Genomic DNA, 14,656 nt, shown 5'->3' on the forward strand with positions numbered 1-14,656 from the left:
ATATTTTCTTGAATGATATTGTATTAAAAAAGGGAAGATATAGAAATAACAGTAAGTGGAGAAAGGAAAATATCCATGAAACACTTTTTCGTTGTAATCCTTTGTTTAATAGGTGTATTCATTTGGATGAACATCGATGTGGAAATGGGGAAAAAAATGGCTAGTGAATATGAATTAGGACAAGTTCGATTGGGTGAATTTCAACTGTATACGAACGGTGAAGAATTATATACGAAATTATTTGATGATATACGCAATGCAGAAAAGTACATATATATCCATTTTTATATTGTAGGTAAAGATGAAATAAGCAAAGAGTTATTGCAGTTGCTCCAGAAAAAGGCATCTAGCGGAGTAGAAGTGAAATTGTCAGTCGATCGAATAGGTGGATATAAGCTGAGGAAAAAGGTAATTCGTCAACTGAAAAGCAATGGTGTTCAGTTTACATTTAGTAAAAAACCTAAACTGAAACATATATTCTACTCGTTGCATCAACGGAACCATAGACGCATTGTTACAATAGATGGAAAAGTATCATATATTGGTGGCTTTAACATCGGCAAGGAATACCTTGGACAAAATCCGAAATTTGGTCCGTGGCGTGATTATCATGTACGAGTCAAGGGGAATGGTGCCACGGATATGGAAAGAAAATTCTCTGCTGACTGGAAAGAAGATACGGGAGAAAAAATGCCTGTACATGAAAGTTTACCTGCAATAGGGAATGTGAAATATCAATATTTATTTTCAGACGGAAAAGGTTTATGGGAAAAATATGGAGCGCTTATAAAGCAGGCTAAAAAATCTTTAATTATTGCAACGCCATATTTTGTACCAAGTAAAGAAATGATAAAAGCGTTAAAAGATGCATTAAACCGCGGTGTCAATGTGAAAATTCTCGTACCATTTAAAAGTGATGCAGTATTGTTAAAACAAGCTGCCTATCCGTATTTGAAAGACATGTTACATGCTGGAGCGGAGATTTATCAATATCGGAATGGTTTTTTTCATGGGAAAGTAACAATCATTGATGGAGAAATTGTTGATATAGGTACAGCGAATTTTGATAATAGAAGTTTTTATTTAAATTGTGAATCTAACTGTGTCATATATGATAGAACAGTTGTTGCTGACGTATGGGATCGACTAAAAGAAGACTTCCATAAATCAAAAAGATTTTCGGAAGAAGATTTTGAGAAAATTAGTAAATGGGATTGGTTTTTAGCAAGAATAGCAAATGTTATAGCATCATATTTATAGCATATAGACAAAAAGTAGGGAGGCACTTTCATGGATTGTATGAAAGAATTGATGAGGTATAGTTATATGCTTATATATAAGGTTGGGGAGTATACAGGACAGGTAAGAGACGAAGAATTAAAGGAGCTATTACAGCATCATTTACCATATATGTTGCAAGCATATAATGAACAAGTGAATTTTCAAGAAGGAGAGAATGTACAGCATATAACTTGTGAACCAATTTCATTTCATTTTCATGAAATGGAAAAGGAAACTGATAGTAAATATACAGATGATATTTATATTGCAACTTGTTATATTGCGCATTTGAAACGGTTAGCGTTAAAGTTTGCTCAAGTGGCAGTTGAAGTTGCAAATCCAGAATTTCGCTCGTTTTTAGAAAACTGCTTCCTGAAAATGAATCGTTATGCCTATAGTGTATGGCAATATGTGGTGAAGAAAGAGTATAAGATTAAACATGTATATGAAAATGAGAAATTTGCATAAGAGACTAAGGCGGAAAGATAGGCGCCTTAGTTTTTTATTTTTCGTGGAGAAAAATGATTAAGTTTACATATTTATTATCAGAAAATTTACAAAGATTTACTGTTTATTTACTATTTATCAATCTCTACTTTAAAAACAGAGAGTAATATAAGGTTGTACATATTCTATCACAAGGAGGAAACGCAAATGAACAAATGGGTTAAATCATTAACTGCTATGGCACTTGCAAGTTCTTTATTAATGGTAGGTTGTAGTAAAGGTGAGGACAAGAAGAAAGAAGACGATACAACAACACAACAAGAGGATAAAAAGGATAAAGAAACAAGTGGAACTGAGAAGTCTACGGATTCTAAAGAAAAGAAATAATGTAATAATAGAGCTTCCTCTTTTATGTGAGGAAGCTTTTTTGTTGTAAATTGATTGAGATTATTGAAAAATAGAGAAAGAATGAAAGAGGGGGAAAACAAATGAAAGTATGTATATTGGGAGCAACAGGGCGAGTAGGTTCAAACATAATTAAATTAGCATTAAAAGATTCAGCAGAAGTGACTGCATTAGCGCGTGATTCAAGTAGAGTAGAAATAAATCATGAAAGATTACGAGTTATAGAAGGTAATGTATTAAATGAAAATGATATAAAGCAAGCGATAGAAGGAAGCGATATAGTAATTAGTGCACTTGGAACGGATCAAAATGGGACGTTAGCGAAGAGTATGCCACAAATTATAAAGAAAATGGAAGAAGAAGGAGTTCGTAAAATCATTACAATAGGAACAGCCGGTATTTTACAAGCAAGAACAAATCTAAATTTATATCGTTTTCAATCAACGGAATCAAAGAGAAAGTCGACAACAGCAGCAGAAGATCATTTAGCTGCATATAAGATACTTAGTAGTAGTAATTTATGTTGGACGGTCGTTTGTCCGACGCATTTAATTGACGGTGATGTGACAGGGGTATATCGAACTGAAAAAGATGTATTACCAGAAGGAGGAGCAAAAATAACAGTTGGTGATACAGCGCAATTTACATGGAATCTGTGTAGTGAAAACAAATATGAGAATAGTCGAGTAGGTATTTCATATTAAAAAACCATCCCGAAATTGGGATGGTTAAAAGACGATATAACATACAAATATGATAATCATAATGATTTGGAGAATGGCTTTCGCTACTGTACTGCTTAAAAAACCAACTACAGTAGCAACTCCTACTAGAAAAGCGTCTTTTGGCGCTTTTTTATGCATTAATTCGGTTATAAATACCGCTAAGAACGGTATGATAATAAGTCCGAATGGTGGGAAGAAGAAAGATCCGGCAATGATCGAAATCATTCCGACACGTTCGCCCCATTTAGAACTACCGTATTTCTTTAAGAAATATCCATTTGCAATAAAATCAGCAACGAAAATGAATAGTGTGAAAATAGCTTGAATAATCCAAAAAGAAATCGTTAGTTCTCCGCCATTTATACCAAAATGGTAAATGAAATATCCAGCCCAGACAGCTAGGATGCCCGGGATAATAGGATAAATAAAAGCTAGAAATGAAATAATGAAACAGGCAATGATACAGATTGTTAAGAAAACAGTCACTTTATAACTCCTTTTGTATATCTAATTTATGTACAGCAATTTTTTTGACTTGATGTCCATCAAGTTCTAATGCCTTAAATTGAAAACCGGCATATTCGATGGAGTAGCCAGCTTCAATATTTACGTCAACTGCTTGCGATAATAGCCAGCCTCCAATTGTATCTAAGTCGCTCTCATCAATATGTAAGCCAAACATATCATTTACTTCAGAAATAAGTACTTTTCCATCTAGAACAGTAAGTTTAGGCGTACGTTTTTCAATCATAGGTGATTCATCTGCATCAAACTCATCTTGAATTTCTCCAATGATTTCTTCAAGAATATCTTCCATTGTTAAAAGTCCAGCAGTACCACCATATTCATCCATAACGATTGCCATCTGAACGCGATTCTTTTGTAGATGTACCAGTGTTTTACGAATTGGAACAGTTTCAAATACAGTTAGTACTGGATGTATGTAAGATTCAAGTGGCTTATGAATGCCTTTCGTTTGATCGTGAAATACTTCTTTCGTATTGATCATACCGATAATATCATCTTTATCTTTTTCGATGATAGGGTAGCGTGTATACTTTTCAGTTGCGACGATATCCATATTTTCTTCTAACGTATTTTCAGTAGATAAGCAAATCATCTCTGTACGAGGGACCATAATTTCTTTCGCAACTCGGTCGTCAAATTCAAAAATATTATTTACATATTTATATTCGGTTTGATTTATTTCGCCGCTTTTGAAACTTTCACCTAAAATGAGTCGTAGTTCCTCTTCAGAATGGGCAAGTTCATTTTCTTTCGCAGGTTCTAAACCGAGTAGTTTTGTGAAAAAGATAGCAGTACTATTAAGTAACCAAATGAACGGGTACATAATTTTATCAAATAAAATAAGTGGTCGTGCAAACTTAAGCGTGATTGCCTCTGCTTTTTGAATTGCGAATGACTTTGGAACTAATTCACCTAATACAACATGGAAAAATGTAATCACACTAAAAGCAATAATAAATGATAAAGTATTTGCCATTGTTCCAGTAATATTAATCTTTTCAAAGAGCGGTCGTAGTAAATGTTCCACAGTCGGTTCACCAAGCCAACCAAGCCCTAAAGAAGTAATTGTAATCCCGAGCTGACAAGCTGATAAATAAACATCTAAATTAGAAATGACACTTCTTGCAGCTAAGGCTTGTTTATTGCCTTCGTTTGCAAGCTGGTCAATTCGACTTTTTCGTACTTTTACAACAGCAAATTCTGATGCAACGAAAAAGCCGGAAATAAGGATAAGAACAAAGATGAGAAAAATATTTAATATGTCCAAGTGTATTCTCTATTCCGTCGTTTGGAATAAAGATGTCACCTCCTGCAATTATGTTATACTTTTATAATAAATCCAAATGAAAAGAATAGTCAAAGAAAAAGGGTAAATATTGGTATGTTTCTGCAATGGTTTTTGAATTTGTTGTTATTTTGTCCGCTATACAAAAGGAATAACCCCCTCCTTTCAGATTCTAGAGGGTTATTTCAAATTAAGGTTTTGGAATACTTCTCGTTAAAGCGTATGATTGTTGTTTAAAGTAGTTTGTCGTCCATAGTGTTTGAAGGAATGAGAGTATGCAATACGGGATATATAAAAGCAATAAGCTAATTGTAACAATAATAGGGGCATTTCCGCCGAATTGAACGATAAATTGCAATAGCCCACTTGCGTGAAAAACGCATTCCATAAAAACGAATGAAAGAATAATGGAACCTAAAATAGATTTATGATTCGAAGTAAGCGCTAAAAACAATGTATCTACAAGGAAAGAAGCTTGTTTTATTTCATATTCATTTGTATTACTTAAGAAAGGAATCCATTTTTTTATTGCTTGCATAACGATAAGCATGGAAGTACTAAAAACGATGATAAAAGATGAGTAGTAAGGAATCTTTATAAATTTTGTGATGTATAGGAGTAGTAATAAGACTGCGCATTGTAATAATACAGTACATAAAGAATAAGGGATCCATCTTAATAAAGAAGCGAACTTTTTAACCGATTGAGGTGCTTTAAAAAATAAATGGCCAACCCCTAAGCTGATGAAGAATCCGATCGCAAGAGTAAAGGTAAAACGAACAATCGATAAAAAATATATTTCCCACATGTAAGGGAATAACGGTGTTGATTGATTAGCAGTATGTACCATCTCATTTGCTGAGAAAAAGATAGATTCGTGCATCCAATCAATCGTTGGAATTGTCATCGAAGAAAGTTGTGCGAAGTTATGGAAAATGCTTATAAAGCCGGTGATGTATGAGTATTTATGTGTAATGAATAAAGCTGGAATAGGACTAATGATAAATATAATGAGAACACCAACGATAAATTTATATATATGTGAGCGCAATAAAGACATGTAATCACCTACTCTTTGAATATTCAGAAAATTCTTATTCTTATTTTAGCTTTTTTCGGAGTAAGTTACAATATATTTTTCTTAAAGAAGTTTAGTATTGTAGTGGATAGAATTGAATGAAACGTGAATAAATTATGACAAGAAAATGAATAATTTTCAGAAAAATAAAATAAATTATTTATTTTTTTCTGAAAATATAATATAGTTATGGCACAGAAAGTATTTTAACATAAGGAGGCTGTTTATGAGGATTAAAGGGAATTATGTGCCGAAAAGGGAAGTTTTATTTTGCTCAAGTTCAATTACAGTAGGGGAAGCGCTAGAGCATTTAAATAAAACTGGTTATCGTTGTGTACCAGTTTTAGATGAAAAAAAAGAGAAATATTTAGGGAATATATATAAAGTAGATATTTTAGAATATAAAGGTTCAATGGAAGAGAGTGTATTACAACTATTAAACGATAAAGAAGGATATGTCAGAGAAGATTCTTCGTTCTTTAAAGTATTTTTTACAATAAAAAAATTACCTTATTTATCAGTAGTTGATGAAAAAGGAGCCTTTCTTGGGATTTTAACGCATAAAAAAGTTTTTGAGTTATTAGAAGACGCTTGGGGCGTTCATTCTAGTAAATATTCTGTTATGATTGGGACACAGGATTATAATGGCGCAATTCAAAAATTATCGACAGTATTAAAAAAATATACAGGTATCCAAAGTTTAATGACTTTTGATAATGATGCCTTATTGGTTCGTAGAATTATGTTTACATTAGGAGAAGAGTTTAACGATGGTGAATTAGAGACGTTATTGAAAGATTTAGAAGATCACGGATTTAGAGTGGTGTATGTGGAAGAGATGAAAAATCCACGTGAAGTTGAAACGATAGAATAATATGCAAAAGCCGTCTAATTATGTTGGATGGCTTTTGTTATGTTACGTGTATAAAATTATTTGAAAATAACGATAGGATAATAAGTGAGTTTGAAACAATATTTGTGCAAAAGAATAAAAAATGTAGATAATTTTGATTTTCAAAAAAGTCAATTTGAAAATATGTTTTTATTTTTCAACTAAATATGTTACTATATGTGTGATAAAAACAAAGAGGTCTGACAACTATACTCCACGCAATACCACTCTAATGATTTAAAAATTCAAAAAAATCAAAAATTAATAATTAGAGTAAGAATAAGGGGAATGGAGAAATTATGGAGAAAGACACTGCTTTGTAAGGGGCATATTTTATCATCTTGAGCAGAGAGGAGGATGCATAGCATATTGTGAAAATAGAGATAAACAATGAAAAAGTGCTATGCAAATGAAAAGCATGAAGGGACGTTTAAGGCCAGGTGATACGGTAGCAATTGGTTTAATGTTATTTGCACTATTTTTAGGAGCAGGAAATTTAATTTTCCCACCAGTTTTAGGGCAACAAGCTGGAGAGAATGTTTGGGTTGCTACAATTGGATTCCTTGTAACGGGAGTCGGATTACCCCTATTAGCTGTTACAGCTGTCGCGTTTGTAGAGGGGGACTTGAAAGCGCTATCTTCTAGAGTTCACCCTATATTTGCATTTGTTTTCCCGTTAATTAGTTATTTAGCGATTGGACCATTTTTCGCGATTCCGCGTACTGGAGCCGTTTCATTTGAAATGGGTATGAAGCCATTTTTATCAGAGGCATTGGTTTCAGAGTGGTACATGCTATTTCTTTTCACTATAATTTTCTTCGGAATAACTTGGTATTTATCTTTAAATCCATCAAAATTAGTGGATTGGTTCGGGAAATTTCTTACACCATTGTTAGTATTAATTGTTGCTGTAATTGTCGGAAAGGCAATTATTGATCCGATTGGAGAACCAGCTGCGCCGCTAGCGGCATACAAAGAAAATGCTTTCTTTGGTGGATTTATTCAAGGGTATTTAACGATGGATGCGATTAGTGCACTTGTATTTGGAATTGTCGTTGTACAAGTTATCCGCTCTAAAGGAATAAAAGAGAGTAATCAAATTGCAAAAATAACAGTAGTATCAGGTATTATTGCAGTACTTGGTTTAACGTTAATTTATTTATCACTTGCGTATCTTGGTTCAACAAGTACATCACTTGGAATATCAGAGAATGGTGGACTTATTTTAACGAATGTTGTAAATGAGTTATATGGAACAGGTGGTAAAATTTTATTAGGACTTGTTATTATACTTGCTTGTTTAACAACTTCTGTTGGATTAACATCAGCCTGTGCTGGCTTCTTTACAAACTTATTCCCAAAACTTTCGCATAAAACGATTGTAACAATGGTATGTGTATTTAGTTTAATTGTATCTAACCTAGGTTTAACACAATTAATCGCAGTTACTTTACCAGTGTTAATGATTATTTATCCAGTTGCAATCGTATTAATCATACTTTCTTACTTCCATAAATGGATTGGGAAGCGTAATACCATTTATATTGGAGCTATTTTAGGTGCATTGTTAATTAGTTTCTTTAATGGTTTAGAAAGTGCGAACATTAAAATTGAAGCGATTTCTAACGTATTACAAATGTTACCATTATATAAAGAAGGAATAGGGTGGTTAATCCCGTCATGTATCGGCGGCATTCTCGGTTTCTTTTTCTATAGATCAAATGAATCAAGTGAATTACAAAAGAAAGGTGCTTAGGCGCCTTTCTTTTTTAAAAGGGGATTTTTAGGTTTTGTCTAATTAATAATTGGGAGGAAATAAGAGTAAATAAATATAAAAAAATATAATTTAAGGTTGTTTATTTTATGGAATTCAACACGTAATATTTTTAGGTGATGAAAATGAAAAATTATATTTCAATTGAGAAAGCTACAAACATATTAGGAAAAACACAACAAACTTTACGGAATTGGGATAAAGAAGGTATTTTTATTGCGGATAGAACACTAAAAAATCCGTATTAGAAAAGGGTGGAAAGGATGAAAACAACACGGGCTTGTAAAATCAGTTCTATCACAAAAGAACAAACGGAAGATTTAATTACTTTGATTCGTACGTTCGAAAGTGCAAAACGATATAGTTTGAATCGTTTGATTGAGGGCGAAAACGAGAAAGAATTGATAAAAAAACTACAGCCTAAATATTTGTTAAATAAACGTTTTTGTGAAGATGCGGTTTTACAAGCGCAAACAATCCTTTCCTCTCAAAAAGAACTTCTTCCTGTTTACCTAGAAAACAATCAAAAAAAGTTAGAAAAGACGTTACAAAAAATAGATGATTATGAAAGCGGCAAAAAAAGACCTAAACAAGTTTCATTAGAAACTTGTTTAATTGGTTTAAGAAAACGAAAACAAAAATTAGAACAGAGAATAGAAATGTATGCAAAACATATTAAAAATAAAACATTACCTCCTATTATTTTTGGTGGGCGGAAAAATTTCTATGAAAGAATGAAAAGCAAGATATCCAATCAAGAATGGAAAGATTTGCGTACACGACAATTATCGTGGAGATAAAAGTAAAAAAGGGAATTTGAACATGCGCATTACAGTTGATGACTGTGGGCAAGGATGGTTAGAAATTGCAAATCCATTAAGACTAACAAATGGAAAAACAAAAAGCCCACGAATCAAAGTTCCGATTATCATTCCATATCGTTTTTATCATCAAATTACAAATGTCGTTATGGGAGAGCAACTCGGTGTAAATCCAAAAGGAAAACCGATTATAGAGCATCAAAAATATAGTGTAGAAATCATTCGTAAACAAAATGAATTTTATGTAAATATTACGTTTGATGAAACGGAAATAGGTCTTGTACTAGATCTCAAGGAAACACCACAATCAGATGTAATTGCAGGAATCGATGTAAATCCGGACCGTATTGCAGTTAGTTTATGTACAAAACAAGGTAATTTTAAAGGTTCAAAAATTTTTTGTCTACACAATCTTAATACGTTTTCAACAAACAAACGCGGAACGATAATTGGACAAATCGTACAACAAATTAAAACATGGTTGTTGGAAAACAATGTAGGTGGAATTGTTTTAGAAGATTTAAAGTTTCAACAATCTCAGGATACTGATGCATACAGTAATCGTAATTTCCATCAATTTACGTATAAAAAGATGTTGAACAGTTTAATTCGTATGGCTCTTCGCAATGGGTTTTCTGTCAAAACAGTGAATCCTGCTTATACAAGTGTGATTGGAAAATTAAAATATAGTAAGAAATACGGTATTAGCGTTCATGAAACAGCCGCATTCACGATCGCAAGACGTGGATTAGAATTACAAGAACAAGTACCAAAAGAAATTATTTTATTATTAAAAAACCAAATTACAACAAAACTGCGTATTCTTGTTGCTTCTATGGAAGAAAGTAAAAAGAATACGAAAAAAGTATATAAAAAATGGTTACAAACAATTCAAACGTGGAAAGAACATCATAATTGGAAATTGTGGAGCATTCTTCACAAAACTGTTTATATGAGCAATCAACAATTCGTATTTAAAATTTAAATGAGAAGGGGGTACTGGTTTCGTTCTTATAACCTCTTGCATACTACTGACTTGGATGAATGGTAGTATGCAAAAACAGACCGTTCCTAACAGGAACCTGCCGTCACTCTTTCACAATAGGTGGATGAAAAGGTCACAACCCTTACGGACAGGAAAAAAGGTGAGATTCCTTTTCGGTAGTTGGCATTTGACTTGGTTCGCCAACAATGTATAGATTTTTATAAGAATTTCAAACCAGGAATGATAAAATGGCTAACTTTGAAGATTTCTTAACTTTGGATGTAAGAATTGGAACTGTAACACACGCAGAGGAATTTAAAGAAGCGAGAGTTCCAGCGATTAAACTAGAAATTGATTTTGGGGAGCTTGGAATGAAGCAGTCAAGTGCTCAAATTACGAAGAGATATAACCCGGACGATTTAATTGGTCAGCAAATCGTTGCTGTTGTAAATTTCCCGCCAAAACGTGTAGCTGGATTTAAATCAGAAGTGCTTGTTTTAGGAGGAGTACCTGAAGCTGGTGATGTTGTATTACTGCAGCCTAATATGGAATTACCAAATGGAACAAAAATTAGTTAATGTAAAGGCGGGAGAACATGGATATTGGACAAGAATATTTACAATGTGCCATTTCCAATTTTAAATCAACAAAGAAACAAGGGGAACGGGTGCTTTCACAATTATCATATGAACAGATTGAATGGTCTTCTCATGAAGAAACAAATAGCATAGCAATCATAATTAAGCATCTACACGGTAATATGCGTTCTAGATGGACGGATTTTCTAACATCTGACGGTGAAAAAATAGATCGTAACCGAGATGCTGAATTTGAAGGTGGTTATTCTTCTAAGGAAGAGGTACTCGCAGCATGGAATGAAGGATGGGAATACGTTTTTAAAACGATGAATGTGTTAACGCCGGAACATTTAATACAGACGGTATATATTCGCGGTGAAGCACATACTGTCATACAAGCAATTGAAAGACAAATTTCTCATTATGCTTTACATATTGGACAAATAATTTACATTGGTAAAATGTTAAAAGAAAATGAGTGGGAATGTTTAAGCATTCCTAGAGGACAGTCTGCATGTTATGTAGAGAAAAAACGTTCAACATAATAAAAGGAAAGAAACCGATATAAAATGGGAAATAAGAAAATAAGCCAAATGATAGATGGCTCTGTAAGCATAAGAAGGCTGCCAAAAATAAGTCCATATATAATAAGAAAGAAATTAAAAAGTGTATTCACAGGGATAAATCGTGAGAGAAACACTTGCTGTTGCTTAAAGCAATCACTGTGAAATAAATACAAGCGGAAGTATCGTGTGGCAGTAATAAGATCTTTCTTTCGAGCAATTCTTTTTTTGCATGTATGACAGATGAATGGTGGTCGCATTTCATTATACTCCATTTTTTATATTTGTAATAGTGTAAGATAAAAGTAAGTATAAAGTGTATATCCCTATATATGCTCCTGAAATAAGAAAAAATGGATTTAGTAAAATTCCATGAATGCTTGTCATAAAAACTAAATCTTGCATTAAAACATCATATATATGAATAGAAATGATTGTACCGAGTACATAAAGTGCGAAGTACGCTGAAATATGTAACACAACGCGGACTGTAGAATGCTTAGCGAGCCAATAAAAAATAAATGATAATACAATGGGTAATGTTCCTATTAGTAGCTTCAATTCATTTCACCTCATTAACAATATAGCCGGAATTTAGACGGTCTATTCTCTAGAGCTTGTACATAACTTGAAATAGAGAGGTGATAGTATGAATCGAGGCTTTTTTTATGTGAAGTTCACGAGTGTACGTAAGTTAGTATTATTTATTATTGCTACAGTACTAGCGACTTTTTTTCTTATTAGTATGATGGTAACCTCTATGAAAGAGACAAAGTCAACGTATTTATATAATTGGTTAAATGAGTTATCAATGAATGGTTACATGTACGTTCTTGGGAAGGAGAATCATTATTTTACACAGGAATATCGAAATTTAAATCAAGATTTTTCAATATCTTCGTTTCTCTTTTCTATGGCTACAAATATTCGTTTTAACGATGTACGCAGTTTTGTCGGCAAAGAGCTACCTGGTTTCGGTAAGTACGATACAGAAATTGTCATTGCGGGTGAAGGAACAAATTATTCTAACTTGCCTATAGAGTCGAGCGTTCCACTTGAAGAAGTAGTAAAAGAACGGACTGGAGAAGGTGGACAGGCTCCAAAGCCGGATACGAATAAAGAGAAAAAGCAACCAGCTCAAACGACAGGAAAACGACAAGTTGCATTTATTTATCATTCGCATAGTTGGGAATCTTATTTGCCGTTATTGAATTTAACAAATGATCCAAATCCGAATAAAGCAACAAGTTCCGTAACGAATATTTCAATAGTCGGCGACCGATTTCGTGAACAATTAGCAAATGAAGGGATCGGAGCAACTAACGACAAGACTGATGTTGGGCAAAAGTTGATTAGTAAAGGATTAAATAGCAATAGTTCTTATAAAATGTCACGAGAAATTGTACAAGAAGCAATGACTAGCAATAAGGAATTGCAGTACTTTTTTGATTTACATCGTGATAGTGCTCGGAAAAATGTAACGACAAAAGCAATTGGAGATAAATCATATGCAAAGCTTGCTTTCGTAATTGGGAAAGGTAATAAAAATTATGAAAAGAATTTACAATTAGCAACGGCTTTACATGAGACAATTAATAAGAAGTATCCAGGAGTTAGCCGCGGTGTCATTCAAAAAGGATTCCAAACAGGAAATGGTGTCTACAATCAAGATTTGTCAGGACAAGCGATATTAATTGAAGTTGGTGGCGTAGATAATACAGAGGAAGAACTAAATCGATCGATTGATGCGCTAGCTAAAGCGTTTGGTGAATATTTCTGGCAGGCAGAAAAAGTGAATGGATAAAGTGAAACAGAAATGAATGCGAGAGTCTGAAAAAACGTGAGTGTAATGCTTGCGTTTTTTTGTAATTAATGATGTGTCACAGAATAGACATAATTTGTCGATGTTATAGTAATATCGAAATTTGTCAAATTATACTGGGAGATTTACAAAGGGATTTTCGGGAAAGTAGAGAAAATCTTTTTATAAGGAAAGCTTTTTATTATGAAATTGGTAGGGTGATTGAAGTGATTAGGGAAATCAAAGTAGAAGATGCAGCATTATTTTTGCAATTAAGTAAGCAATTAGATGAAGAAACGAAATTTATGTTATACGAACCAGGAGAAAGAAAATTTACAGCCAAGCAACAAGAGCAAATGATTCAGCGCTTTGTAGAAAATAAATATGCAACAATATTGGTAGCAGTTGAAGAAGAGAGAATAGTAGGGTTTATTTTAGTGAATGGAAATCATATTCAAAGAAAGAGACATGTAGCAAGTATTGTAATTGGTATTTTGCAAGAGTATAGTGGGCGAGGTATTGGGACTAGATTGTTTAAAGAGGTCGAGAAGTGGGCAAGATTACATGATGTATGGCGTTTAGAATTAACGGTAATGGCCCACAATACAAGAGCTCAGGCACTATATAAAAAAGCTGGATTTGAGAAAGAAGGTGTCAAAAGAGCTGCTCTTATTATCGATGGAGAGAACATCGATGAGTATGAAATGGCCAAATTATTAAAATAAGAGGTCGTTATATGAAAAAAAGATGGATACTACTTGGTATCGTAGCGGTGATACTCATTGTTGGAGTAGCGGGAATCAATTATAAAATGTATAAGGATAAGCAAGCGCGCGAGGTGAATGTAAATAACATATTTCCGAAAGCGAAAGAAACGATTGCGAATATGGATGGAGATATTGCGGTAATTAGTAATCCGAATTCAATGCTTGTGCTTGTGAATAAAAGTAGGCGTTTACCAGACGGGTATAGACCGCCAGATTTAGTTATTCCGAAAGTGCGCTATTCTAGTGAAGGTGATCAAGAAAAGAAAAAAATGAGGAAAGAGGCGGCCGGTGCGCTTGAGGAAATGTTTCAGCAAGCGGATAAGGAGCGTGTTTTCTTATTTGCAGTCTCTGGATTTAGATCTTTTGATCGGCAAAAAGCGTTAAATACAATGTATAAAAAACAAGATGGAGAAGCCAAAACGGCAATGTCGAGTGCAGTTCCTGGAACGAGTGAACATCAAACAGGGCTTGCTATGGATATTACATCGCAATCTGCTAAGTTTCAGTTAGAGACAATTTTTGGTGAAACGAAAGAAGGGCAGTGGCTTTCTGAAAATGCCCATAAATTTGGTTTTGTCATTCGATATACGAAAGAGAAGGAGTCGCTCACTGGTTATCGATATGAACCATGGCATGTGAGGTATGTGGGGAATCCACAAGCTACATATTTATATGAAAATCAACTCACGCTTGAAGAAGTAGCAGAGTGAAAAATTGAGGGGAGAG

General features: G+C 33.6%; 16 protein-coding genes and 1 pseudogene. 12 read left to right on the top strand and 5 right to left on the bottom strand.

The window, feature by feature from the left end:
* The first annotated feature begins 75 nt into the window (after positions 1 to 75).
* From cls to MR147_RS02575, 4 genes are all read left to right on the top strand, one after another.
* Positions 76 to 1,260, top strand: a complete 1,185-nt coding sequence (cls, locus tag MR147_RS02560; RefSeq protein ID WP_242303600.1) for a cardiolipin synthase — start codon at positions 76 to 78, stop codon at positions 1,258 to 1,260.
* 30 nt (positions 1,261 to 1,290) lie between these two features.
* On the top strand, positions 1,291 to 1,749 hold the full coding sequence (locus MR147_RS02565; protein WP_242303601.1) for a spore coat protein: 459 nt from the start codon (positions 1,291 to 1,293) through the stop codon (positions 1,747 to 1,749).
* A gap of 186 nt (positions 1,750 to 1,935) precedes the next feature.
* Positions 1,936 to 2,115: a hypothetical protein gene (locus MR147_RS02570; protein ID WP_001045960.1), complete on the top strand. Its 180-nt coding sequence runs from the start codon at positions 1,936 to 1,938 to the stop codon at positions 2,113 to 2,115.
* Between the two features lie 101 nt (positions 2,116 to 2,216).
* Positions 2,217 to 2,837, top strand: coding sequence for an NAD(P)-dependent oxidoreductase (locus MR147_RS02575; RefSeq protein ID WP_074607253.1), 621 nt, complete (start codon positions 2,217 to 2,219; stop codon positions 2,835 to 2,837).
* 24 nt (positions 2,838 to 2,861) lie between these two features.
* On the opposite strand, the gene MR147_RS02580 is transcribed toward MR147_RS02575, so the two are convergent.
* The 3 genes from MR147_RS02580 to MR147_RS02590 all read right to left on the bottom strand — a co-directional run bounded on the left by MR147_RS02580 (position 2,862) and on the right by MR147_RS02590 (position 5,731).
* Positions 2,862 to 3,344, bottom strand: a complete 483-nt coding sequence (locus MR147_RS02580; RefSeq protein WP_000215659.1) for a DUF456 domain-containing protein — start codon at positions 3,342 to 3,344, stop codon at positions 2,862 to 2,864.
* Position 3,345: 1 nt separating this feature from the next.
* The gene (locus MR147_RS02585; RefSeq protein ID WP_000353728.1) at positions 3,346 to 4,653 is read right to left on the bottom strand and encodes a hemolysin family protein; all 1,308 of its coding nucleotides are present in this window, start codon (positions 4,651 to 4,653) and stop codon (positions 3,346 to 3,348) included.
* A gap of 208 nt (positions 4,654 to 4,861) precedes the next feature.
* Positions 4,862 to 5,731 carry a hypothetical protein gene (locus tag MR147_RS02590; RefSeq protein WP_074607255.1) on the bottom strand — a complete coding sequence of 290 codons (870 nt, stop codon included), beginning with the start codon at positions 5,729 to 5,731 and terminating at the stop codon, positions 4,862 to 4,864.
* Positions 5,732 to 5,975: 244 nt separating this feature from the next.
* Here MR147_RS02590 and cbpA point away from each other — a divergent pair, with 244 nt between their 5' ends.
* From cbpA to MR147_RS02615, 5 genes and pseudogenes are all read left to right on the top strand, one after another.
* Positions 5,976 to 6,623: a cyclic di-AMP binding protein CbpA gene (cbpA, locus tag MR147_RS02595; RefSeq protein WP_242303602.1), complete on the top strand. Its 648-nt coding sequence runs from the start codon at positions 5,976 to 5,978 to the stop codon at positions 6,621 to 6,623.
* A 436-nt stretch (positions 6,624 to 7,059) separates the two neighbouring features.
* Positions 7,060 to 8,397 carry a branched-chain amino acid transport system II carrier protein BrnQ4 gene (brnQ4, locus tag MR147_RS02600; protein ID WP_074607285.1) on the top strand — a complete coding sequence of 446 codons (1,338 nt, stop codon included), beginning with the start codon at positions 7,060 to 7,062 and terminating at the stop codon, positions 8,395 to 8,397.
* A gap of 281 nt (positions 8,398 to 8,678) precedes the next feature.
* Positions 8,679 to 10,221: pseudogene (locus tag MR147_RS02605) on the top strand (IS200/IS605 family accessory protein TnpB-related protein).
* Between the two features lie 248 nt (positions 10,222 to 10,469).
* A complete protein-coding gene (gene csaA, locus MR147_RS02610; protein ID WP_044790769.1) occupies positions 10,470 to 10,799 on the top strand; it encodes a chaperone CsaA in 330 nt (109 codons plus the stop codon).
* Positions 10,800 to 10,816: 17 nt separating this feature from the next.
* Positions 10,817 to 11,344 (top strand): DUF1572 domain-containing protein, encoded by a 528-nt coding sequence (locus tag MR147_RS02615; protein ID WP_242303603.1) that lies wholly within the window; start codon positions 10,817 to 10,819, stop codon positions 11,342 to 11,344.
* Here MR147_RS02615 and MR147_RS02620 read toward each other — a convergent pair.
* A complete protein-coding gene (locus MR147_RS02620; protein ID WP_074607265.1) occupies positions 11,317 to 11,622 on the bottom strand; it encodes a permease in 306 nt (101 codons plus the stop codon). The two genes, MR147_RS02615 and MR147_RS02620, sit on opposite strands and share 28 nt — an antisense overlap.
* A 4-nt stretch (positions 11,623 to 11,626) precedes the next feature.
* Positions 11,627 to 11,923 carry a hypothetical protein gene (locus tag MR147_RS02625; protein WP_000770748.1) on the bottom strand — a complete coding sequence of 99 codons (297 nt, stop codon included), beginning with the start codon at positions 11,921 to 11,923 and terminating at the stop codon, positions 11,627 to 11,629.
* 88 nt (positions 11,924 to 12,011) lie between these two features.
* Between MR147_RS02625 and spoIIP the strand changes: the two genes are divergently transcribed.
* From spoIIP to MR147_RS02640, 3 genes are all read left to right on the top strand, one after another.
* The gene (spoIIP, locus tag MR147_RS02630) at positions 12,012 to 13,166 is read left to right on the top strand and encodes a stage II sporulation protein SpoIIP (RefSeq protein ID WP_074607266.1); all 1,155 of its coding nucleotides are present in this window, start codon (positions 12,012 to 12,014) and stop codon (positions 13,164 to 13,166) included.
* A gap of 224 nt (positions 13,167 to 13,390) precedes the next feature.
* Positions 13,391 to 13,888, top strand: a complete 498-nt coding sequence (locus MR147_RS02635) for a GNAT family N-acetyltransferase (protein ID WP_242303604.1) — start codon at positions 13,391 to 13,393, stop codon at positions 13,886 to 13,888.
* Between the two features lie 11 nt (positions 13,889 to 13,899).
* Entirely contained in the window at positions 13,900 to 14,640 is a 741-nt protein-coding gene (locus MR147_RS02640) for a M15 family metallopeptidase (protein ID WP_242303605.1), read from the top strand.
* Positions 14,641 to 14,656: the final 16 nt, after the last annotated feature.

This window comes from Bacillus cereus group sp. BfR-BA-01350 (genome assembly GCF_022663775.1).
Taxonomy (GTDB): domain Bacteria; phylum Bacillota; class Bacilli; order Bacillales; family Bacillaceae_G; genus Bacillus_A; species Bacillus_A paranthracis.